Origin of the sequence: Chryseobacterium gossypii (assembly GCF_041361455.1) — a bacterium.
Taxonomy (GTDB): Bacteria; Bacteroidota; Bacteroidia; order Flavobacteriales; family Weeksellaceae; genus Chryseobacterium; species Chryseobacterium gossypii.
In genome coordinates this window covers 14,498-37,508 of record NZ_JBGCUR010000004.1, presented here as the reverse complement: position 1 = coordinate 37,508, position 23,011 = coordinate 14,498, and the positions used below count along the sequence as shown (strand labels likewise).

The following is a 23,011-nucleotide window of genomic DNA, read 5'->3' as shown; positions in this document are numbered from 1 at the left end:
TTACAACATTTAATCTGGACAAAAAATTGATTAGGACTATTTACATCTTTTCATTTTCTAATATTTTAAGCACCAGTTTTTCTTCCTGGGTTAAGCCCGCCACACCATCATTTTCTTCTATCTTTTCCAGCTCGTCCAGATATTTTTTGATAGTATTGTTTTCATAAAGATTAATAACCAGGGGATGAACATAATATTTCCGGCATACGGCAGTGGTATTCCCGAGATGCGAAGCCACGATATCCAGTGCTTCCTTTACCTTTTTCTTATATTCCGTATTGCTTTCCGCATATCCGATCTCCTTGAATGCGATCAGTGCGCTTACCGTTCCGGACCAGGTCCTGAAATCTTTCGCCGTAAAATCTTCTCCGCTGATCTCCCTGATATACTCATTCACCATCCCTGAATCTATAGAATGGTGGTTACCGTCCTCATCATAGTATTGAAAAAGCTCTTTTCCGGGAATATCCTTGCATTTCTGTACAAGTCTTGCGAGCTTTTTGCTCCTTAGGTCAACATGATGCATGATCCCTTTCTTGCCTTTAAAGGAGAATGTTATTTTCTGCCCGTTGATGGTGACATGCTTATTCTTCAGGGTTGTCAGTCCAAAAGACCCGTACAGCTTTTCATAGGCATTGTTTCCGATGCGGATATTGGTACGCTGCATCAGGCTTACGATCAGGGCGAGAATTTTTCTTTTTTCGAAATTTCTTAAGGCCAGATCCTGCTCCACATGAAGTCTGATATTGGGTAAGGCATACCCGAACTGAAGCATCCTGTAAAATTTAGTATGATTCCTTAAGGCACTCCATAAGGGGTGGTAGCGGTACTGCTTCCTTTTTTTGGCATCAAATCCTGTAGCCTGAAGATGGCCGTTTTCAAGGGCACAGATCCATACGTTTTCCCAGGCGGGAGGGATGACAAGCTTATTGATCCGGTTGATCTCATCCTTATCCCGGATCTTCTCGCCATCTTTGTAATAGGAATATTTTTTACCCGTTTTTTTTCTGGTGATACCGGCTGTTTCTGCATCGGAGGTATATACAAGATGTACCGCCTTTGCAGAGGCCACCGGATCATTCATGATTTTGACCATTTTTGAAGGCTTGAGATGGGAAATGATCTCCAGGTCTGTATTCTTCTCCATAGGCAATGGTTAAGAGTTTTTACCCCTCGAAAAAATGAGAAACAGGACGACAACAACTGCACAGACCAATAAAATTCCCCACCACATTCCTGCCTTGAAAATAGTTTCTACTGCTTCACAACTTGTTAATGTTAATAAACCGAGTATCGCAATACCGTATAAGTTCCATTTTTTCATGATAATATATTTGGTGTTTGTTATTTAAATTCTGAGATAGTCCGGTCGCCAGTTTTTAATAGATCTTTTGATTTCAGCTCCTGATATGTTTTCACGAAGTGCCTTATCCAGGAGTTCTTTAAATTCGTTATCATAGGCGAACCTCAATGCGGCAATCTGGTCAAAGCTTAACTTATCAGCAATTTCATCTGATCTTTCATTGAAGACCTCATAATACCTCAATTTGAATTCGAGCCTTACGATGCGGTCCTGATTGCCCAGAGCATAATGCTGCCTCACCATAACAGCCAGGTAGAAGATCAGAAATATAATGATGGAAAATAAAATCCAGATAAGCCGATTCTGCCTGTCCGTAAAGATACTGTAAATCCCGGCCAGCTCCAGAACGGCCAATAGCGGAAGGTAAATAAAATGATGAGGTGGATAATATTTCCTGTGGTTTTTATAAGTCTGTCTTTCCATATAGCAGATATAGCAATAATCTTTCCAAAATATTATATTTTTAATAACAATTATTGTTTGTGGTGAATAAAAATCTGTGATTTTAGTTTTATGTTTTAGAAAATTATGATTTAAAGACTGTTTTAAATTTGAAATTAAAATTTTTGTAACTTTCCGTTTTAAAAATTAAGAAATGACTTCAAAGGAAAAAGTAGCTGCACTTCGGGAAGAAATGCAGAAAAATAATGTTGATGCCTTTATAATATATTCTGCTGATCCGCATATGAGTGAATATTTACCTGAAGAATGGCAGGAAAGAGCATGGCTTTCAGGGTTTCTGGGATCTGCAGGCTTTGTTGTGGTCACCAAAGATAAAGCCGGGCTTTGGACAGACGGGAGATATTTCACCCAGGCTGCCACTGAACTGGAGGGCTCCGGGATCGATCTTTTCAAAGAGGGTATAGAAGGTACCCCCCATTATATCGACTGGATTATTTCCGAAGTTCCGGAAAACGGCAAAGTGGCGGTAAACGGATTGGCAACTTCCCATGCCAACTGGGAACTTCTTTCCCAAAAACTGAGCACGAAAAACATTACGCTGATTGATGCTCCCCTTTTAAAAAACATCTGGAAAGACAGAGGGACGCCATCAAAAAATCCGATATTCATACACCCGCTGGAATGGGCCGGAGTATCCGTAGCAGACAAAATAGCTGCCATCCGGCAAAAAATGGAGGAGCAACATGCTTCCGTTCATATCATCTCAAGCCTGGATGATGTGGCATGGACATTGAACCTGAGAGGAAGTGATGTACAAAGCAATCCGGTTTTCTTAGGGTATATTGTTATTACCAAAAATGATGCTACGCTGTTCACTGATCTTGATAAACTGGATGTAAATGCCAGAAAGCAGCTTGATGATTCTTTTGTGAAAATGAAACCTTATGAAGAGTTTTTCAATTATTTGAACATATTCAGGAACGAAAGGATCCTTATATCCCCAAATAGCAATCAGTCTATTTTTGAAGCGCTAAAAGCACACAACCAGTTTATCCAGGCTGCTGTTCCGGGAAACCTGATGAAAGCCCAGAAAAATGATGCAGAGATGGAAGGCTTCAGAAAAGTAATGGTGAGAGATGGGGTGGCCATGGTAAAATTCCTGTACTGGCTTACCCATAATGCCGGAAAAGAAGCTATGAACGAATATTCTATCGGAGAAAAGCTGAGAAGCTTCCGTGCGGAAGGAGAGAACTTTGTGGGAGAGAGCTTCAGCAGTATTGTAGGCTATAAAGAAAACGGAGCGATTATACATTATTCCGCAAAGAGTGAAGGAAGCAAGGAAGTAACCAATGACGGAAGCATCCTGGTAGATTCAGGAGGTCAGTATCTTGAAGGCACTACGGACATCACGAGAACTCTGGCCTTAGGAGCTGTTTCTGATGAGTTTAAAAGAAATTCCACACTGGTCCTTCAGGGAATGATCCGCTTGTCGAGAGTTAAATTTCCTAAAGGAACGAAAGGGGTTCACCTGGATGCCATTGCAAGACTTCCGCTATGGATGGAAGGAAAAGATTATAATCACGGTACCGGACATGGGGTGGGAAGCTTTATGAATGTTCATGAAGGGCCCCAAAATATCAGAAAAGACATGAATCCGCAGGAGCTTCTTCCGGGAATGGTCTGCTCCAATGAGCCCGGCTACTATGTGGAAGGAAATTACGGAATCCGCCATGAGAATTTAATCGCCGTGAAGGAATCAGAGAAAACGGATTTCGGAACCTTCTATGAGTTTGAAACGCTGACCTTATGCCCGTTTTTTAAAGATACTATTGTAAAAGAGATTCTTTCTCCGGAAGAAACCGCATGGTTGAATGCGTACCACAAAACATGCGAAGAAAAGCTTTCCCCATACCTGGAGGGAGAGATTAAAGAATGGTTCCTGGAATTGGTGAGTCCGTTATAAAGCGTATGGGATGATGATCCGGCAATGCTTGTTTCATTCCCCACTGAATTTTAAACATCAAAAGTTGTTAGATAAATGTAAAGCCCTGTGATTTTTATTGCAGGGCTTTTCCATGGTACCGTATTTTTACGGATGCCATTTCAGGGATTACCCTGAGAAGCGGGGAAATGACTGTATTTATCTTTGTACCAGCAAAGAAAAACATCATTTCATTATCTTCATATAAATTCAAGTTTTCAAAGCGATGAAACCATCTCAGCCGGGATGGTTTTGTTTTATCCGGTCATATGCTGTGTCATTCACCGGTCACTGGAAAGAAGTGGAAGAAATTGCTGGTCAGATAATAACATGATAGATAATCTGTATGGTATACTGCCACTAAAAAACTTAACTTTGCAGTATGAATAACGATACCATTTGCGCATTAGCTACAGCTAACGGAATAGGGGCCCTGGGAATCATCAGGGTTTCAGGAAATGATGCCTTGTCTATTGTTCAGAAGAGCTTTCCCGCCAAAAAACTGGAAAAACAAAAATCGCACACCCTTCACTACGGATATTTTGTAGATGGCGAGGAAACGATAGATGAGGTAATGCTTTCGATTTTCCTGGCTCCTAAGAGCTTTACAACTGAAAATTCTGTGGAAATTGCTTTTCACGGCTCTCCGCATATTGGTAAACGTATTCTTGAAACGCTGATTAAAAATGGAGCAAGAATGGCGAAAGCAGGAGAGTTTACGCTGCGTGCTTTTATCAACGGAAGGATTGATCTTTCCCAGGCCGAAGCTATTGCTGATATCATTGCCTCTGAAAATGAAGCTTCCAGAAGGGTAGCTATTAACCAGCTTAAAGGCGGGATTACCAATGAGATATCATTACTAAGGACCGATCTTCTGAATTTTGTCTCTTTAATTGAGCTGGAGCTTGATTTTGCAGAAGAGGATGTGGAGTTTGCAGACAGAACCGCCCTCAGCCAGCTGCTGAATAAGATAGAATCCAAGCTTAATTCTCTTATTGAAAGCTTTCAGTATGGAAACGCAATTAAAAACGGAACGGCAGTTGCCATCATCGGGAAGCCCAATGCCGGGAAATCAACGCTATTGAATGCTTTATTGAAAGAGGAAAGGGCGATTGTAAGTAATATTGCGGGAACCACCAGAGACACTATTGAAGAGGTTCTGCACATCAAAGGCCATGCTTTCCGCCTGATCGATACGGCTGGATTACGGGAAACCGAGGACGAGATTGAAGCGATCGGCGTAAAAAAGGCCAGGGAAAAGGTTGAAAACGCCAACATTCTGGTTTATCTGACAGATGCGGGAACGGAAGACTTTTCCGAGGATATAGATATGATCCGGTCCTTGCTTAGGGACGATTTGAAACTGATCATCTGTGCTACAAAAATAGATGAAGTATCTCCTGTAAAATATGAAGCCATAGAAAGTATCTTCCGGGATGCCATTACTCATGATTTTGATTTCATCAAAATTTCAGCTATTGAAAACCAGAATATCCAGGATCTTAAAAACGAGCTCTCTTCTTACGTTGAGCATTTAAAAACGGAAGAGAATAATGTAGTGATCACCAATCAGCGTCATTTTGAAGCGCTGCAGAAATCCCTGGATGCCGTTCGCAAAGTGAAGGAGGCCATCTCATTCCAGATTTCCACGGAGCTGCTGGCCTATGAGTTGAGGAATGCATTGGAACATCTCGGAGAAATTTCAGGAGAAGTCACGAATGATGAGGTGCTGGGGAATATTTTTTCTAAATTTTGTATCGGGAAATAACGCACTTAAATATCTGAAAATCAACAACTTACACCAATCAAGCGAACCCTTTCAAACACGACATAAATCACTGTATTACAGTATTTTACGTGTTTTTCAAAAGAAAATTAGCACTATAAATCAGTTAAATTTGTCCCCAGTTTTGTCCCCTAATTCCAAAATAAAAATCGTATGATTTTATTGGTTAATTCACTGTACTTAATATATACTAGCACACTATAAATGAATTAATTAGTGTTTATTTAAAGGTAATTCTTTAGAACTTTTACAGCCTTCTTTATAATAATTCATTTTCATACAAAACGATTTAGATTTAAACAATTAACCATTAATATTAATGGTTAATTTACTGTACTTAATGAGTCTAATTTCTATATAAATTGATTAACAATTATCAAAGTTGATTTCTAAGATTCTTTTAAGCATTTTATAATCCATTTTTTGAGACAATTTAACTCTCTTATTTTAGACTTTGGACAATTTATTGCATTCATTTACAACCATTCTATTTTTAGATATATATCCAAGATGCACAACTAGTTAGAACAAAGCAATGAGTACACATATCTACATATTGAAAACATGCGAATATTGTGGATTAGAATTTGCAGCCAAAACCACTGTAACAAGGTTTTGCAGTCAAAGATGTAGAACAAAAATGTATAAGAGATATAATAAAAATTTATCTCAAACAATAGAAAATAAGAATTTATGCAATTTTAAAATGTACACTTATTCTCCCTTTGATTGCATAACGATAAAAGAAGCTTCCAGTATTATAGGATGTGCCCGAACTACAATCTATGATATGATCAAAAAAGGAAAGTTATCTTCTATTAATTTTAGTCAAAGAAAAACCAGAGTTTTTAAGGAAGAAATTGGAAAATTATTAGATCAAAATAAAACAGAAATAGAACCTTTTATATTTAAAGATGATGATACAAAAATAAAAAACTGTTGGACAATAAATGAGATCATTAACCTATATAAAATCTCTGCCAGTGCCCTGTACAATAAATTGAAAATATATAATATAATTAAAATAAAGAAGGGAAAATCTGTTTATGTATCTAAAGAAATTATACGTAGGTTATTCAATATAGTTATCAAAAATAATAATTAATATAGTTGATTTTATATTATTGAAAGGCCTATAAAAGACAAATTAGGCTTTTCAAAGACATAATTTAAAACTAAACAGAGTTCATAATATTTTTGTAGACAACTCTAAAACAAAATATTATGACACTTATTAAATTACGTAAAAAGCCTGCAGCTAAAAATACTGTTAGACTTTATTTAGATGCTTATCCTCCTATCTATGATCCATTAACTGGAAAATCGCAGCGAAAATTTTATTTAAAACTTTTTCTGTATCGCATGCCTAAATCGCAACTTGAAAAAAAACATAATGACCAAACACTGTTCCTAGCAGAAAATTTAAGAGTAAAAATGATGCTTGAAGTATATAATAATAGGATTAGCAATAAACTACGAATGAGTATATTATCAGGAAATTACTAAACTTCAAGAATTTTCAAACATTACAGTATCCACTATTATGGATATACATTGCAAAAATGTTATGGGTTAATCCCATATTAAATTATTTGGTTAACAGTCCACTTTAAAAACATTGATATGAGTTCTAACATTGAGATCATAAGAATATGCCAATATTGTGGCAAGGAATTTATCGCAAAAACAACAGTCACAAAGTACTGCAGCCATACCTGTAATAAAAAAGCATATAAAGCTGAACTAAAAACAAAAAAAATAGAAAAAAGTAACATCAACACTCAACTTTTTAAAGAATCCTCTATGGATATTATAAATAGCTCTGCTTTTCTAACCGTTAAAGAATCAGCCTGCTTATTGAAATGTAGTAAGCAAATGATATATGATCTAGTTAATTCTGGCCGTTTAAAATCAATAAAACTATCTGTAAGAAATACCAGAATTAGTAGAATAGAAATTGATAATCTTTTTAAGATTAGTATTCGAAAAGTCAAAGAGAATTAGCAATCGAAAAAACTGCAATTGTGAAAACGACCTTTTGACCTTTAAACTATGTTTTATTAATTGAGAAAATAAACCGGTGATGACAAGGGTAAAACTAAGACAAAAGCCCATAAGTAATGGACAAGAATCTCATTATTTGGATATCTATCCTCCCATAGCACATCTAATAACGGGAGAACTTAAGAGAAAGTATTTTCTACATTTACACACCTATGTGAATCCTAAAAATAATGTAGAAAAACTACATAATATTGAAACTTTGAAATTGGTGGAATATAGAAAAGCCGAACGTCTAATAGATATTCAAAATAAAAACTTTGATTTTTTAATCAAAAAAAGGATATCAGATTTTACGGAATTCTTTCAAGCTGAAGCAAACAAAAGACCAGATTCATACAATTGGCAAATGGCTGTACGGTATTTTCAGAATTTTTGCGGAAAAAATTTGCCTTTTATTGAGCTCAACTATTCTACATGTGAACAGTTTAGAAATTTTCTATTATCTAATCCATCTATTGGCAGATACAAAAGAAAAATCAGCCTTAATACCGCATCATCTTATTTTGACAAATTTAGAAATACCATTAAGAGCGCTTTTATTAATAAATATATTTTAACAGATTTCAGTACGGTTGTCAAAGGAATAAAATTAGAGGAAACTCATCGCTGTTTCCTGTTCTTGCATGAGCTACAAAGTATGGCTGATGCAAAATGTGAATCACAATTAGTTAAAAATGCTGGCTTATTTTCCGCATTAACTGGTTTTCGTTTTTCCGATATTAAAAAACTTGTATGGGGTAACATACAAGGGTCTAAAGGCGGTTTTTACATTATATACAAACAAAGTAAAACTGGAAATGCAGAATACTACCCTATATCAGATAAAACATTAAAAATATTGGGTCTTCCAAAAGATAACAATGAAAAAGTTTTTGAAGGAATTAAGTATGATGATGTTATTAAATTTCTTAAACCATGGCTAAAGAATGCCGGCATCAACAAATACTTTACGTTTCATGGCTTTCGACATACATTTGCTACATTACAGCTTGCATCAGGCACATCTATTTATACAATTTCTAAACTTTTGGGTCATAGAAACCTTAAGACAACCGAAATTTATACTACAATAATAGATTCCGTTGCCAGGGAAGCGTCATTAAAAATTAAGTTAGATTTTTCTTAAAATTTGGAAAATAACAATAATTTTCTTATTGTATTGATACATTAAACTTTAAATTCTCAGACAGCGAGGTACAACTACAAGCATAAAATCTATGGTAAAATAAGATATTACTTATTAGCAAATATATTTGACAGAAATAAGCCATCCATTTTTCATCGATAACTATATTATTAGTATTGCCATACTGGAAGGCTTATTTTTTTATCAATATTTAGTATAGGATCCTTCGCCCTATGAGCCTGAGAAAACGATCCTGTTCCATCTTTTTGACGGTGCGAATTACTGTCTCTACACGCAGTCTAGTCAGGTTTGCAATCTACTGTCTTATCAGAGGGACGTATGAAAATTTCAAATTATTAATATATGTATGTATTCAAATCAGTTTTACCGCCTAGGTAGGGTGAAAGACCGCAGTACATCTTGATTATATAAAAAACAAATCCTAATGGAAACAATAACAGAGATGCAAATTTTATTCCTGATCAGAGAAATGCTTCCTTGATTACAAAGTAGGAAGATAATTTTTGAGGGGTTATATTACCCTCCAATTTTTAACGTCAATACTATATTGAAACATACTTAGTAAATAGTGTCTTTTTTGCAAATATATCCAAGAAGCCTACTTGAGAAATGTAGTAATAATATCAATGCTTTCCACCTAAAACTGTACAAATTCTATTCATTACACGCCATGATATCAGAAATAGACTTCGCTACAAAAGCATTGCTCAAATAACCTTCTATACCATGTCTATTATCTGTTTTATTGATTACGTCAATATTCAAAATTTCGGGATTTACCTTGAAATGTGCTGCTTCGAGTGCTCGTAATGAAACAATGTCACGTTTATCATATAAATTAGTCCAACTTCCACTAACTACCAGCGGAAAAGTTGGTGATGTGTACAGTTGTCTGATAATAGCCTTCATTCCAAGAGGTGAACCCAAAGTAATCAGGCCACAAATATTGTAATCTTCTTTTTTCAACATATGCAGAACTTCATATGCGATCATAGTCCCTAGTGAATGTGCTATAATAATTGTTGGTTCACTGGTTAAGGCATCGGTGACCAATTTATTGATAACAACTTTTACGTCTGGAACCACAAGGTAAGTCACGACATCATCTGTTTCCTTTAATATGAGGTCATTAGCATATTTTTTTCCGTAACGATCCAGAATCCTTGCTAAAGCAAGAATTATAGGATTATTTTGGAGTCCCCGCTCCTGCGTTTCCATCTTCATTTCCTCTAATATCTGTTTTGGTGTGATATCCGCATTTTCAGCCATATCGTTCAGCAGATCATTGTGAAGGGCCTGTATCTCGTCCAGATCTTCGTCCGAACGCATCTGATATTTTCCACTATGCACATCGTCCTTAAATTGATCCCTTAAAGAAATTAATTCTTTGCCATAATAAGGCATGTGCAGTGTCAAACCTTCCGGATATGAAATACCTCCATTTTCAAATGACTTTTTAAGTTCGCTTGTCCATTTATCCAGTAACTCTTCCTGGCTAGAGTGCTCTTGTGCCCTACCGTGTATAAATAAGATACGCATTACAATTGTGTTAGATTATCGTGAATATTTCGAAAGCCTTCCCTGGAAAAAGAGGTCCAAAGACCTGGTTGAAGATATGGAACCAAGTTTTCCAAAGGATTGTAGCCTAATAAGTCAATATAAGACCAGCCCTGGGTTAGTAAAGGGATCTGTATCATGTCATTTTGCTGGGTAGAGGGATATCTATTTGAAAGTCGCTCCAATAAAGAGATATCTCCAAGTATGGATTGGTTATTTTGTTGTAAGAAATCATATAAAGAGTGGACCCCTTCAAAGTCCCCATTTTGAAAATAAGCATATGCTGCAAAAAGTCCTAATGTAGGCTCAAGATGTTTATACTTCCGGTAATAATTCCCACCTTGATTTAACTCATAGGTACTTTGAAAAATCCCTTTTTTGGCTGCCATAATTATATTTGACTTCCTTTCGGCTACCTCATTAGCATAATGCCTAGACTCGTGTTTACCATTTGGATCCGTTGGAAAATAATTGACTGTCAATAATTCATTTTTATGAAAAACAACCTGAGTAAAAAAACCGCGGAGCAATGTTATCGGGTAAAATCTTTTACCTCCATAATTTCCGATAAAATACATCGCGTTTGAACCATGATCAACATCGCTGAAATCAAAAATCTGTGGAGATGAGAAATTCCGCCTTGCGTCATTCCATTGACGATCTTGTTGCCTGCTGCTGAAAACTAGAGGATTTCTCACCCCTTTCACATATAGTCCAGTCTCACCTTGCTGAAATAGTGCATCAGCAGTGAAAAAGTCATAGTCAAGTTTAAAATCCCTTTTTATTTGTTGCATTTCCCTTGCGGAGTTGCCACCTTTAGCACGTAAATAAAAATTCAGCTTTTCAGAAACTACTTCTGTATCAACTGGGATCGGCTCTTGGTCCGTTATCAATGAAAGCCCTGTTTCACCAATAGTTTCGACAAGAACCTGTTCACTAAATTTGGATAAAAAAAGTGGGTCGGACGAAGAAACACTACCAATAGGAAACTGTTTCTTACCCGTTGCCAAATAGATTTCGTAGGGCACTTTCGTTTTCAGATAATCATTGAGTTCATGAGAAAGGACCGCCGGAAATGGAGGATTTAGCCGTTTTATCGGCCTGATAACTTCTGTAACTTCACCATTTAAGCATTTTAGTAAATTATCACTGTAAACACTTCGGTAATTTCCATCTTCATCCATCACATCAATTGACTTAGCTCCTGAATGAGTCGAATAAAATGTGTCTATTTCTGTCCTATTGTTACGAGTTAGATTGGGGAACAATGCACCTGGATCTAATCCTTGTACCGTGGTTGCACTAGAAGCGCTACGGCAGGCGTCGGAAATGAAAACTACGTGCTTAATACCTGACCGGTAAGCCCTCTGCTGACAAGACAGAACACTAGCACTTTCTGAAGTATCCCGCAAATAACCGGGAAATAACCAAATATCTTCACCCGCTGCGCGTTCAACCCCATGTCCAGCAAAATAAATTAAAAGCTGATCTGTTCCCTCGTCAATAATAGTACTAACCGTATTTAGAATGTGAGTTCTTGTACATTCGCCAGATGTACTCTCTCCTCTAGGCTCATCCACAAAAAGTGCGGTAATATATCCTTGTCCCTCTGCCCAGTTTTTCATCTTTATGGCGTAACTTGACGGTGATGCCAGATATGGCATTTCAGGTATTTGATTTATCCCTATTAATATAGCATGTTTGGTCATTAATGGCTAAAAGTTTTATTAACGAAAATAATGATATTTTAGTTACACAACAACCATTTATTCGCTGAACTGAACTCTTAAATGACTATAAAAAAATATTTTTAGTATTCCAATCTTAGTTTTCTACGTTTACACAGCAAAGGCCAAAGCACATTTACCCAAGTAAAATATCCCAACGCGTAAAAGAACTTTAGATTACCATGATATAGCAAATTGCAATATGTCTACCCTTCCCAATCAAGCAAAAATTATCTTCCGATTCCCTATGGAATAATACTCCTTGTTATCACAAAATAATATAAAAAGAAGATAGGGAATCAGTTTTTATCAAAAGAATGTCATGTCTGGACTTCCTAATTGAAAACAGCGTCATAGAAAGTAGTATTTGCTATATGAGAAATAAATATTACTTGATTTTAATAACATTATTCTTAATCTTCTGGCATTTCTTCAATTGAAAATAAGCTTGATAAAGTATTAAGAGTATATAGCGATTTAACAAAAATATCAAATGCAACTTGACGATAATTTTCATCAGTCAATCCAAAGTAATCCATGGCTCTCTTGACACTCTTGTTTGAACTGCTATACCTATGAGCTATCATTCCGGACCGAAGATCTTGTAAATTACGTAAAAAATTAATCATATCAGGAATCTCCCTATTGTGGTGCTGTAAAAATCTTTCAAGTTTTCCAATACCTTTTTCATTTTGGACTTTTTTGAAATAGGTTCATGGTGTGATGAGTTATAGTTTTCTGAAAATAAGCTTTATCATAATATAATCTTTTCAGTCAACTATATCTGATCTCTGATTTGATAAAGTTAATGATATAATTAGATATACCTGCTAAATTGTAAGAGCAATTTTATAGAGGGATCTGAAAGATATTTTGCAGGGTATGAATAGTGGCATATCTTAAATCAATATCTGGTTAAGCGCACTTTTATAACATCCTAAAATAAATTCGGTATAATACAACTGTGCGTCTAATGCCTGAGTCTTATCATGAAGTTCTATCCGTTTGGAAAGCACGATCTCTCCTTTGTAGCTAAATGAACAGAATGAATACACTTTAAATCCTGAATTTCTTACAGATGCAGCATATCCCGTGGAAGCAATTCCCCAGTCTGTTCCAAACGATTCTGCGACCTTTACAGCCATTGTATCAGCCATTTTTGGGGTTTCAAAACCATTTTCCTGAGCTTCAATTCTATTGATATCTAAAAAATTAACTTTTTCAGGTAGTGTAAACGTTGTTATTCCTCCTTTGTAAAACAGCTTTGCATTAGGCATTTGGGAAAAAGCCAGCTGTATTAATCCCGAGGTTACACTTTCTGCTATAGAAACTGTTTCATTCATTGTAATGAGTGAATTACTGATATAATCAAGTAAACTTTGTTGAAATTTCATTGCATTTACTATTTAATGTTGATCTAAAAAACTTTTTACGCTGCTGAAATCAATATTCAGATAACGTCATAATCATTCATGGTTGTTACAAAATAATGCTCAACCATTTCCTTGGCATCTCTGCACATAGACAAAAGATCTTCTCTGGTCATATCTTCAAAAATAAAATCATCGTGAACCTCAATAATGAATTCAGTCACTTTTTCGGTGTTCATCAGGTCATAGGCCATTAAATCATTTAAATTATCTAATCTACATTCTTCCTTAAAAAAAGGAAGCTTCCGGGAAATGGAATTTTTAAACTGAAAAAGATGTATTGTTTTCATGACTTTCGGTGTTGAATTAATAATAAAAACAGTCTGTTTTGTAGGTAAAAAATGGCTTACACATTCATATTCGGACAGACTCTTTTTTGTGGGCGCAGTTGATGAAATTCATTATATATCATCACATCAACATGGATAAAAAGGACAGAACCAGAGGTTCCTATCCTTAATTAATTAAAACCTTCTGAAAACAGATCTACTATTTTATTGGGATTTTAATATGCTCATTATCAAAATTGAGAATCCCTAAGCCTATTAATTTTATCATGGTGTCTATTGGCTTTTTCCAGTCTTTTTACTGCGATGATGTTTTCAAATACCGGAGAACAGCATGTCGAATGATAAAAATTTTCAACTGTTCACTATATCTTCCTATGTAAAATTGTACTATCTATAGTCATATAAGCTTTATGGGTTTGATGAATTCCTGATTATTATACTACAAAGATGGCCGTTTCAGTATAGACTAAGCTATATATATCCGGAATAATCTTACATATATCCCACTTTTTATAAGTCTTCCAGATTTCCAAGGCGCCTTTGTTTCAACTGCTTGTAAAATGAAGGGGAAAGCCCGGTGATCTTTTTAAACTGGTTAGAGAGATGGGCTACACTACTGTAATTGAGTTTATAAGAAATTTCTGTAAGATTGAGTTCATCATACAACAGTAATTCTTTTACCTTTTCTACTTTATTAATAATGATAAAATGCTGAAGTGTCATTCCTTTCACCTCAGAAAAGGTATTGGCAAGATAAGTATAATCATATCCTAATTTTTCACTTACATAATCTGAGAAATTTTCTTTTGGGAGTTCCTCTGAATAATGAATCATTTCTATCACTACATTTTTTATTTTTTCTATCAGGATGCTTTTTTTATCATCTAATACTTCAAGTCCTGTTTTAAGTAAATTTTCTTTCAGAATTTGTCTCAGTTCGATGCTGATATCATCCAATAATTCTACAGTTCCCAAATCTACAATAGCATTTTTAATGCCCAGCCTTTCCAGTTCCTGATGGACAACCATTTTACAGCGTAAACTTACCATATATTTTATGTACAACTTCATCTCCCTTACTGTTTAAACCTGTCAATCATTTCATTAACAGCTATTTACCCAAAGTTAATCTATTTAATCGGAAATACCTATGATTTATACAACAAATTAAAAGACAATTGCAAAGCTTTCCTTTTTTAATGATTGAAATTTACAGTTAACAAAAAATATTTCATAATGTCAAAAGAAAAAGACGGAAAAAAGAAGACAGATAAAACTCCACCCGCAAAATCCGCAAAAGAGAAACGGGAAGATAAGATGAATAAACGAAGAGGCAGGGAAAACGAATCCCGAAATACCGGCAACTAAATGGTATCTCTGAAAAAAGATGGAATTATACTCAGAAAAACAACATTAGACTTTGAGAGTGAGGGTGTTTTAAATCCTGCAGTCATTCAGGATAACGGAAAAATACATTTATTATACAGAGCTGTTGCCAAGAATAATTTTTCCAGTATCGGATACTGTACACTATCAGATTATAAAACGATCGAAACCCGGTTGAGCAATCCGGTTATTGTCCCCGAGTTTGAATATGAAAAACATGGTGTTGAAGATCCAAGAATCGTAAAAATCGATCATTTATTTTACCTTACTTATACGAGTTATGACGGGATTAATGCATTGGGAACCCTTGCCGTATCTCAGGATCTTACATCGTGGCAAAAGCTGGGGATTATTGCGCCTCAAATTCCATACAAAAAATTTAGACTTTTATCAGAATCTCAAGGTAAAATAGGAGAAAAGTACAGACGCTTCAACAAACTCCCGCCTACTCACAATAAGAATAAAGATGTTTTCCTATGGGACAAAAATGTGATATTTTTCCCACGACGAATTAACGGTAAGCTTTATTTTCTTCATCGCATAAGACCAGATATCCAAATTGTAGGGATAGAAAATATAGAAGATCTGAATCCTGATTTCTGGAAAGACTATTTCCTTCACTTTAAAGAACATATTGTATTATCTCCCAAATATGAGCATGAAGTAAGCTATATTGGCGGCGGGTGTCCCCCTATAGAAACCAAACATGGATGGCTTTTAATCTATCATGGTGTGCATGATACCATTGAAGGATATATTTACAGCGCATGTGCGGCTTTAGTGAATCTTGACCATCCTGAAAAAGAAATTTCAAGACTTCCTTATCCTCTTTTCAAGCCTGATGAAGAATGGGAACAGAAAGGAGAAGTAAACAATGTCTGCTTCCCTACCGGAGCCATTGTAGAAGGAGATACGCTCCATATTTATTACGGCGCTGCAGATAAAAGAATAGCCGTTGTTTCTTTAAGCATCCCTGAATTACTGAAGGAATTACTACAATGCACATCATAATTGATTATTCTCTATAGAATGTCAGACTTTAAAACAGATATCATCATGAATAAAAATATAAACCCAGACGTGGAGGGAAAGACAAAAAGACGATCTGTCCAAAATAAAAAAAACACAATTAACTATAAACCTGAAATTATCTTTATAAGTACTTTTCCTCCTAAGGTGTGCGGTATTGCAACGTATTGTCAGGATTTGATAAAATCTCTTCAGCTAAAGTTCAAAGAATCATTTACCATCACTATCTGCCCAATGGAAACTGAAGATGAAAGCTACAGATACGAAGAAAACCCTCAATATCGACTCAATACATCCGATGCTATTTCTTATTTGGAGCTGGCTGATAAAATCAACAAAAATGACAATATTCAATTGGTTATGCTTCAGCATGAGTTTGGATTTTTCGCTGAAGCGAAAAACGGATTGCTCCTTTTTCTTCAAAATGTAGAGAAAGATATCATCATTACTTTTCACACCGTTCTGCCGAAACCGGATTTGGAATTAAAAGAAAAGGTAAAAGAAATCAGCAGTTTCGTAAAATCTATTATTGTAATGACCAGTATTTCTGCGGATATCCTTTCCTATGATTATGATATTCCACCTAATAAAATTAAAGTAATCCCCCACGGTACTCATTTACTACCATTTATCGATAAAATTTCACTGAAAGCGAAATACGGATTTAAAGATAAAAAAGTTCTTTCAACATTTGGGTTACTGGGTTCGGGAAAAAATATTGAAACCACCTTAGAAGCTCTGCCTGAAATCATTTCCAAAAATCCAGATGCAATGTTTCTGATTATTGGAAAAACGCATCCCGGTATCATTAAATATGAAGGTGAAAAGTATCGTGATTTTTTGCAGGATACTGTTAAAAGACTCCATCTGGAAAAACATACTTATTTTATCAACCAGTATCTGCCTTTGGATGAGTTGTTGGATTATCTTCAGCTTACCAATATTTATCTTTTCACATCAAAAGACAGAAATCAGGCAGTAAGCGGTACCTTTTCCTATGCCATCAGTTGTGGCTGTCCTATTGTTTCCACTCCTATTCCCCATGCTCTGGAAGTATTAAATGAAGACTTAGGAATTATTATTGATTTTGAAGCACCAAAACAGCTTGCTGCTGCCGTGAATACATTACTGAAAAACGAAACCGCACAGGAAAAATTACGATCAAATAGTTTAGAAAAAATGGCACCTACAGCCTGGGAGAATTCTTCTATTTCACACGCCCTATTATTTCAACAATACAGCAAAGATAAAATGACATTACATTATACATTCCCCAACATTAATCTCAGCCATATCAAAAACATGACAACAGATTTTGGGATGATCCAGTTTTCTAAAATCAACAAACCTGATATCAATTCCGGGTATACTTTGGACGATAATGCCCGTGCTATGATTGTAGCCTGCAGACATTACGAATTGAGCAAAGATGAATCTGACCTTGATTTAATCTCAACCTATCTGAAGCTTATTAAGTTTTGTCAACAACCAGATGGGAGTTTCCTTAATTACATCAATCAAGACAAGGAATTTGCACAGCAGAATTATGAGACCAATCTGGAAGATTCTAATGGAAGGGCTATCTGGGCACTGGGATATCTTCTTTCTATAAAAACTATTTTACCGCAGCAGTTTTCTGATGAAGCGGAATCAGTTATTGAAAAAAGTCTTCCGTCTATTGATAAAATACATTCTACCCGTGCAATGGCTTTTATCATCAAGGGATTGCATTATCAAAATGCTGAAAACAATATTCCATTATTGAAAAAGCTGGCCAATCGACTGGTAAAAATGTATCAGCATGAAAAACATAGAGACTGGCATTGGTTTGAAAGCTACCTGACCTATGGAAACAGCGTACTCCCTGAAGCTTTATTGTGTGCATGGATTACTACGCAAGACGATATATATAAGCAGGTTGCCGATGAATCATTCAAATTTTTACTTTCTAAAATATTTATTAAGGGCGGCATCAAAGTAATATCCAATAAAGGATGGTTGCACAAAGAAACGATTAAAAGTCCTGAATCTATTGGTGGTGAGCAGCCTATTGATGTTGCTTATACTATACTGGCTTTATCTACATTCTACAAGGTTTTTAAGGATGAAAAATATTTACAGATGATGAGAAATGCTTTTAGCTGGTTTTTAGGAAAAAATCATTTGCATCAGATTATTTATAACCCTGCAACAGGTGGATGTTATGACGGTCTTGAAGAGAAAAATGTTAATCTCAATCAGGGAGCAGAATCAACGGTAAGTTATCTCATGGCAAGGCTCTGTTTTCCAAAATAACAACCCTTATTCTTGCTGTATTTATATATTAATACACAGTAGTTTATGGAACTATTGTAATAAAAAGGTAAATTAAAAAAATAGCAATCAGTACAATTCCCTGCATGATATTGGTTCTGCCTGTTGCCAGTGAGACGGTAATAATAAAAAGCGATAGTCCTAAAAGTATTGTTGATTTGATATCTATTCCTAATGTCATTCTTATACCGGTTATTACAGAGATAATGGCTATGGCAGGAATGCTCAACCCGATACTTGCCAAAGCAGAACCAAAAGCCAGATTTAATGAGGTTTGGATCTGATCACTTTTTGCAGCTCTGAATGCAGCCAGGCCTTCCGGAAGTAGGACGATTCCGGCAATAATAATACCCACTAGTGATCTTGGGGCTCCTGCCGAAACAACTATATGTTCAACATCCTTTGAAAGGAGTTTAGCCAGTAAAACGACTATCCCCAGTGATAATATTAACAATACACAGCTGATATACAAGTGTTTTCGGGAAATCATTTCATGACTATTCTGTACAGACTGATTTTCGGATAGCTTGTTTTGTGGGGAAATGAAAAAACTTCGGTGCCTAAGTGTTTGGATCATGGTAAAGCCGAGGTAAAGACCCAAAGAAATCAAAGCGATAAAAAGCAACTGAAAAGAAGTATATTCCCCTCCGAGATGGCTTACCGTATAATTGGGCAGGATAAGTACAAAAATAATAACTGAGGTAAGCGTAATCAGTGCTGTACTTACTCCTTGTAGTGTAAAGCTTTGTTCTCTATATCTTAAGGAGCCTATTACAATACAGCTTCCGATGATTCCGGTAAGGATGATCATCACTGCAGCAAAAACCGTATCTCTGGCAAGCGTAATAGTTTCCAACCCTTTCGCTCCCATCATGATAGAAATAATAAGTCCTACTTCTATGACTGTAATGGCAAATGCCAGAAGTAAAGTTCCGAATGGTTCCCCCAAACGATGGGCAATGACTTCGGAATGATACACTGCAGCCAAAACACTTCCTATCAAAAATAAAGTAAGAATCACAGAGTAATACCCTGAAGAAAAAACAGAATTTCCAACATAAGAGAGCCACGCCAGGATAGGAATCAAAAACGTCCACATCCTTAAATATTTTTTTATATACATAAAAGCATTAATAATTTTACAAGTGAATTATCCTTTGGAGAAAACAAATAGTTATATTTTCTTTTCAAAACAGTCTTATTACTGGTTTGAAACAGACTAGAGATGAAAATATACCCGAAAATATTGAATAATGAAAAGAAGAGAATATACGGGAACCAAGAGTCCAGATTATCAATTCAATGTAGTTATTCAGCAATATACGAATAATCAATCACTTATTTGAAATTATATATTAGTATTTTAAGTTCGTAATCATTTCCTAGGCTTAATAACTTCCATTACTTCATCAGAGTGATCAAACCAGTGCTTTTATGAAAAACCCGGATTTCAGATACACAAAACAAGCTGCAATTTTGTAAAAGTGTGATATGTGCAACATAAAAGAAACAATCTGTAATACAATAGATTATTAAACGCCCAACTTTGTACTGTAGCAATGAAGTTACACTAAAATTTACCTTATGGACACAAACCACAACAAAGGCGATAAATTTTTCAAAACTCCTGGAGACTGGATTGAACAGTCAAAACAATTAAAAGAAAAATTTTCAACATTAACAGATCACGACCTGAAACTTGAAGAAGGTAAAGAAAAGGAAATGCTTGAAAGAATCGGAAACCGATTAAGGAAAAACCGTGAAGAAGTTCTCAGTATTATCAAAGAAATTAATCTTTCATAAATTGTTTTCAAGGACAGTTAAAACTTATGATAAAGACATATTCATCAAAAGTTTTAACTGGAAAAAGGGATGGAATATTAGACAGTTCTATCCCTTTTATTTACAATACCTTCTACTCTTTTTATGCTTAAACCAACCGTGATGAATCATAAAGAACTTGAGAAATCAAAAGTATATATTACCAGCCAGATTGTAGATTACATTCCAAATTCTGTAGTCAGCAAGACGATCCTGGAAAAACTAACCGGTACTATCAGCGCTTTGTCGTTTGATGACAAAGAAGGATTACCCGAAAAAATTTCTCCTTTTGACGCTGTTGCACAGATTATTGAAGGTAAAGCAGAAGTTATAATAGACGGAGCGTCTTATTTTATGGAAGAAGGTGAATGCATTATCATTCCCGCCCATAAATCTCATTCTATAAAAGGAAATAAACGCTTTAAAATGATAGTAACAATAATAAAAAGCGGCTATGAATAATAATGTAAATACCATATCTATTTTAACAAAAAAGATATTAAAAAAAACGGTTGAAATTCAAAAAGAATTTCCTGAACTGTATGAACTTTTAGACGAAACTCCACTATTTTTTTCTGCAAAAGAGAAAAATATTACAATCAAAGATTTAAGACAGTATCTTATTTCCCTTATCATACAGCAAAAGTCCTTTGAAAAAGGGATTATCAAGAAAAAAGATTTACAATAAAACTCTAATGAAAAAGCGAACTAAACACCCCAAGAAGAGATTAGGATTCCGAAATAAAAAAAACATTACAAGAAGAGCCTATTACTCACAGTTTGTTGCTTTATTCTATATCAGGAATGCCAATATCACCCTGGAAAGGGATGCAACAGAAATTCTTAGAATGTTAAAAGAATTACAGCAACTTACTAACAGATCAAGATTGGTATTCAGTACGTACTGCAGCTTAAGCCAGCATAATTTGTGGCAATCTGTTTTAGAAGACATGAGCGAGAACATCAAAAATATTAGAATGCAGTTTGAATTTATACTGGAGAATATTATTAAAAAAAACACCATCAATTCACCCATATTCTGGCAGCAAAACAAAGTCTATACAGATGAACTGGAAGTGAGCCATAAAAAAATCACCCAATTGGCTATTCAGGTTTTACCGGAAGAAGAAAGATTATCATGGAAGACCACTATTTGCAATTTTTATGATGAAATTTTTTCTTTACTCATCCCACTTATCGGTATGTGCAGGCTTGAATTGGACTTTATAGAAAAACACTCCCCAAAAATCTTTAGCCAAACCGCTATGGATATAATTAAGGATATTCCGAAAAACTACACATTACAGGAAGCAAAGGAATACGAACATGAGTACTTAAAAGTATTAACAAACTACAGTCATGAATTCTACAGAAAAAATAATTTTTGGAACAGCTTACTATACTTTCTTTCAGGCGGTATGTACCCATTACCATCAGAACGTACCTTATCCAAAAGATGGATCAATAGGAAAATGAGAGATAAGCTTCCAAAATAAACCTCAAACTTAATTTTCATCTTATTAAATATTTTTGCAGTGAAAACAATACATCTTTTTCGGTTTAACGATACTATTTTCCGTAAAATTCCTTTTTTTAAAGAAGAACACAGGCTGAAAACCGATGTAACAGAACTCGATGTAATGAATATTGAAATCGTCACCGAATATATTGTGAAAACCCATGATGACTTCAGTTTTGAGAACACATCCAGGGATGACCTTTTATCAATGTGCAAAGAAGCACAAAAAACAATTGAACATTATTTTGTGATAAGCTTAGATCATTATGATTCTATATGAAATGATAAAGAAAAATAACATCTCCTACATAAGCAGGTTTGGCCTGATCTCTTATAAGAAGCTTCGCTTCTACCACTACCTTTACCGTTCCTCTGAGATCTGTTACCGATTTTACAGAGGCCTGTAGCTTCACCTCACTATCCACCAGAACAGCCTGCCCAAATTTAAGATTCTCAATCCCGTAATTGATTTCCATTTTTACATTTCTCACCTCTGCAATTTGTTTCCAGAGATAAGGAATCAGTGATAATGTTAAGTAACCGTGAGCTATAGTGGATTTAAAAGGGCCTTCCTTTTCTGCTTTTTCTTTATCAGTATGAATCCACTGATAATCCAGAGTTGCTTCTGCAAATCTGTCAATCTGAGCCTGATGTATTGTATGCCAGGCAGAAGTTCCTATCATTTTACCTTCCAGAGCTTTATATTCAATAAAATTGTTGATGACAGTCATTCTCTTTTGTTTTTATATTAAGCTGATTGTATTCTTTCCTTAAAAACCTCTCACATAAAGCGAGAGGCTAATGAACATCGTGAAAATAAAAAGTAATGTATTTATAGTAATGTCCGTTCAAATACCATATCCAAACAAATAGCCCGGATTCTGAATTTGTAAAAAAATATAAAATTATGAAACTGAAATTGCAAAAAATTATCTTTTGAAATATCTACATCAAGTTTAAATTATGCCAATTTTACATTGACAGCATTTAAGCCCTTGTCGCTTTTTTGTACATCAAAAACGACTTTATCATTTTCACGAATTGCACTTACGCTCAATCCTGAAGAATGTACAAATATGTCCTTACTTCCATCTGCTGGAGTAATAAATCCGAAGCCCTTTGCTTCATTGAAAAACTTTACGGTGCCTTGTTGCATTGTAATTATTATTAAAAATTGAATAGTATGTTCTGTAAAC

25 protein-coding genes are annotated in these 23,011 nt (G+C 35.2%); 14 read left to right on the top strand and 11 right to left on the bottom strand.

Annotated elements, in window-relative coordinates; genetic code table 11:
- Positions 1-40: 40 nt before the first annotated feature.
- Genes ABMQ40_RS04210 through ABMQ40_RS04200 form a run of 3 tightly spaced genes read right to left on the bottom strand, consistent with a single transcriptional unit; the run spans position 41 to position 1,786 of the window.
- Positions 41-1,147, bottom strand: coding sequence for a DNA topoisomerase IB (locus ABMQ40_RS04210; protein ID WP_370896865.1), 1,107 nt, complete (start codon positions 1,145-1,147; stop codon positions 41-43).
- A 9-nt stretch (positions 1,148-1,156) separates the two neighbouring features.
- A complete protein-coding gene (locus ABMQ40_RS04205; protein WP_370896863.1) occupies positions 1,157-1,324 on the bottom strand; it encodes a phosphatidate cytidylyltransferase in 168 nt (55 codons plus the stop codon).
- Between the two features lie 24 nt (positions 1,325-1,348).
- Positions 1,349-1,786 carry a DUF6526 family protein gene (locus ABMQ40_RS04200; RefSeq protein ID WP_370896861.1) on the bottom strand — a complete coding sequence of 146 codons (438 nt, stop codon included), beginning with the start codon at positions 1,784-1,786 and terminating at the stop codon, positions 1,349-1,351.
- 172 nt (positions 1,787-1,958) lie between these two features.
- Between ABMQ40_RS04200 and ABMQ40_RS04195 the strand changes: the two genes are divergently transcribed.
- The 6 genes from ABMQ40_RS04195 (at position 1,959) to ABMQ40_RS04170 (ending at position 8,722) form a co-directional block, all read left to right on the top strand.
- Complete coding sequence (locus ABMQ40_RS04195; protein WP_370896859.1) at positions 1,959-3,728, top strand: aminopeptidase P family protein; 1,770 nt, start codon at positions 1,959-1,961, stop codon at positions 3,726-3,728.
- Positions 3,729-4,128: 400 nt separating this feature from the next.
- A complete protein-coding gene (gene mnmE / locus ABMQ40_RS04190) occupies positions 4,129-5,514 on the top strand; it encodes a tRNA uridine-5-carboxymethylaminomethyl(34) synthesis GTPase MnmE (RefSeq protein WP_370896857.1) in 1,386 nt (461 codons plus the stop codon).
- A gap of 553 nt (positions 5,515-6,067) precedes the next feature.
- The gene (locus tag ABMQ40_RS04185) at positions 6,068-6,637 is read left to right on the top strand and encodes a helix-turn-helix transcriptional regulator (protein WP_370896855.1); all 570 of its coding nucleotides are present in this window, start codon (positions 6,068-6,070) and stop codon (positions 6,635-6,637) included.
- A 119-nt stretch (positions 6,638-6,756) separates the two neighbouring features.
- Positions 6,757-7,038: a hypothetical protein gene (locus tag ABMQ40_RS04180; RefSeq protein WP_066694917.1), complete on the top strand. Its 282-nt coding sequence runs from the start codon at positions 6,757-6,759 to the stop codon at positions 7,036-7,038.
- Positions 7,039-7,155: 117 nt separating this feature from the next.
- Complete coding sequence (locus ABMQ40_RS04175; protein WP_066694925.1) at positions 7,156-7,536, top strand: helix-turn-helix transcriptional regulator; 381 nt, start codon at positions 7,156-7,158, stop codon at positions 7,534-7,536.
- Between the two features lie 79 nt (positions 7,537-7,615).
- Positions 7,616-8,722, top strand: coding sequence for a site-specific integrase (locus ABMQ40_RS04170; protein WP_370896852.1), 1,107 nt, complete (start codon positions 7,616-7,618; stop codon positions 8,720-8,722).
- 675 nt (positions 8,723-9,397) lie between these two features.
- On the opposite strand, the gene ABMQ40_RS04165 is transcribed toward ABMQ40_RS04170, so the two are convergent.
- The 5 genes from ABMQ40_RS04165 to ABMQ40_RS04145 form a co-directional block, all read right to left on the bottom strand.
- Positions 9,398-10,282: a hypothetical protein gene (locus tag ABMQ40_RS04165; RefSeq protein ID WP_370896850.1), complete on the bottom strand. Its 885-nt coding sequence runs from the start codon at positions 10,280-10,282 to the stop codon at positions 9,398-9,400.
- Entirely contained in the window at positions 10,282-12,009 is a 1,728-nt protein-coding gene (locus ABMQ40_RS04160; RefSeq protein WP_370896848.1) for a caspase family protein, read from the bottom strand. The genes ABMQ40_RS04165 and ABMQ40_RS04160 overlap by 1 nt, the downstream gene beginning before the upstream one ends.
- 917 nt (positions 12,010-12,926) lie before the next feature.
- Positions 12,927-13,421, bottom strand: a complete 495-nt coding sequence (locus ABMQ40_RS04155) for a CinA family protein (protein WP_223599445.1) — start codon at positions 13,419-13,421, stop codon at positions 12,927-12,929.
- A 56-nt stretch (positions 13,422-13,477) separates the two neighbouring features.
- Positions 13,478-13,747: a heme oxygenase gene (locus ABMQ40_RS04150; RefSeq protein ID WP_370896846.1), complete on the bottom strand. Its 270-nt coding sequence runs from the start codon at positions 13,745-13,747 to the stop codon at positions 13,478-13,480.
- Positions 13,748-14,257: 510 nt separating this feature from the next.
- Positions 14,258-14,818: a helix-turn-helix domain-containing protein gene (locus ABMQ40_RS04145; protein WP_223599443.1), complete on the bottom strand. Its 561-nt coding sequence runs from the start codon at positions 14,816-14,818 to the stop codon at positions 14,258-14,260.
- Positions 14,819-14,983: 165 nt separating this feature from the next.
- Here ABMQ40_RS04145 and ABMQ40_RS04140 point away from each other — a divergent pair, with 165 nt between their 5' ends.
- Genes ABMQ40_RS04140 through ABMQ40_RS04130 form a run of 3 tightly spaced genes read left to right on the top strand, consistent with a single transcriptional unit; the run spans position 14,984 to position 18,457 of the window.
- Complete coding sequence (locus ABMQ40_RS04140) at positions 14,984-15,115, top strand: hypothetical protein (protein WP_262904055.1); 132 nt, start codon at positions 14,984-14,986, stop codon at positions 15,113-15,115.
- The gene (locus ABMQ40_RS04135; protein ID WP_370896843.1) at positions 15,116-16,144 is read left to right on the top strand and encodes a glycoside hydrolase family 130 protein; all 1,029 of its coding nucleotides are present in this window, start codon (positions 15,116-15,118) and stop codon (positions 16,142-16,144) included.
- A 45-nt stretch (positions 16,145-16,189) separates the two neighbouring features.
- A complete protein-coding gene (locus ABMQ40_RS04130; protein WP_370896841.1) occupies positions 16,190-18,457 on the top strand; it encodes a glycosyltransferase in 2,268 nt (755 codons plus the stop codon).
- A 43-nt stretch (positions 18,458-18,500) separates the two neighbouring features.
- Here the strand turns inward: ABMQ40_RS04130 and ABMQ40_RS04125 are convergent, their stop codons facing one another.
- Positions 18,501-19,598, bottom strand: a complete 1,098-nt coding sequence (locus tag ABMQ40_RS04125; protein WP_336958989.1) for a calcium:cation antiporter — start codon at positions 19,596-19,598, stop codon at positions 18,501-18,503.
- A gap of 461 nt (positions 19,599-20,059) precedes the next feature.
- On the opposite strand from ABMQ40_RS04125, the gene ABMQ40_RS04120 reads away from it, so the two are divergent.
- The 5 genes from ABMQ40_RS04120 (at position 20,060) to ABMQ40_RS04100 (ending at position 22,095) form a co-directional block, all read left to right on the top strand.
- Positions 20,060-20,278: a hypothetical protein gene (locus tag ABMQ40_RS04120; protein WP_336958986.1), complete on the top strand. Its 219-nt coding sequence runs from the start codon at positions 20,060-20,062 to the stop codon at positions 20,276-20,278.
- Positions 20,279-20,419: 141 nt separating this feature from the next.
- Positions 20,420-20,758 carry a cupin domain-containing protein gene (locus tag ABMQ40_RS04115; RefSeq protein WP_370896838.1) on the top strand — a complete coding sequence of 113 codons (339 nt, stop codon included), beginning with the start codon at positions 20,420-20,422 and terminating at the stop codon, positions 20,756-20,758.
- Positions 20,751-20,984 carry a hypothetical protein gene (locus tag ABMQ40_RS04110; RefSeq protein WP_370896836.1) on the top strand — a complete coding sequence of 78 codons (234 nt, stop codon included), beginning with the start codon at positions 20,751-20,753 and terminating at the stop codon, positions 20,982-20,984. Before ABMQ40_RS04115 ends, ABMQ40_RS04110 begins: the two co-directional genes overlap by 8 nt.
- Before the next feature lie 7 nt (positions 20,985-20,991).
- Positions 20,992-21,792 carry a hypothetical protein gene (locus ABMQ40_RS04105; RefSeq protein WP_370896834.1) on the top strand — a complete coding sequence of 267 codons (801 nt, stop codon included), beginning with the start codon at positions 20,992-20,994 and terminating at the stop codon, positions 21,790-21,792.
- 39 nt (positions 21,793-21,831) lie between these two features.
- Positions 21,832-22,095, top strand: coding sequence for a heme oxygenase (locus tag ABMQ40_RS04100; RefSeq protein WP_336958978.1), 264 nt, complete (start codon positions 21,832-21,834; stop codon positions 22,093-22,095).
- Here the strand turns inward: ABMQ40_RS04100 and ABMQ40_RS04095 are convergent.
- Together ABMQ40_RS04095 and ABMQ40_RS04090 are read right to left on the bottom strand one after the other, a co-directional pair.
- A complete protein-coding gene (locus ABMQ40_RS04095; RefSeq protein ID WP_336958976.1) occupies positions 22,088-22,546 on the bottom strand; it encodes a MaoC family dehydratase in 459 nt (152 codons plus the stop codon). The genes ABMQ40_RS04100 and ABMQ40_RS04095 overlap by 8 nt on opposite strands.
- Before the next feature lie 230 nt (positions 22,547-22,776).
- Positions 22,777-22,971: a cold-shock protein gene (locus ABMQ40_RS04090; protein ID WP_047430072.1), complete on the bottom strand. Its 195-nt coding sequence runs from the start codon at positions 22,969-22,971 to the stop codon at positions 22,777-22,779.
- Positions 22,972-23,011: the final 40 nt, after the last annotated feature.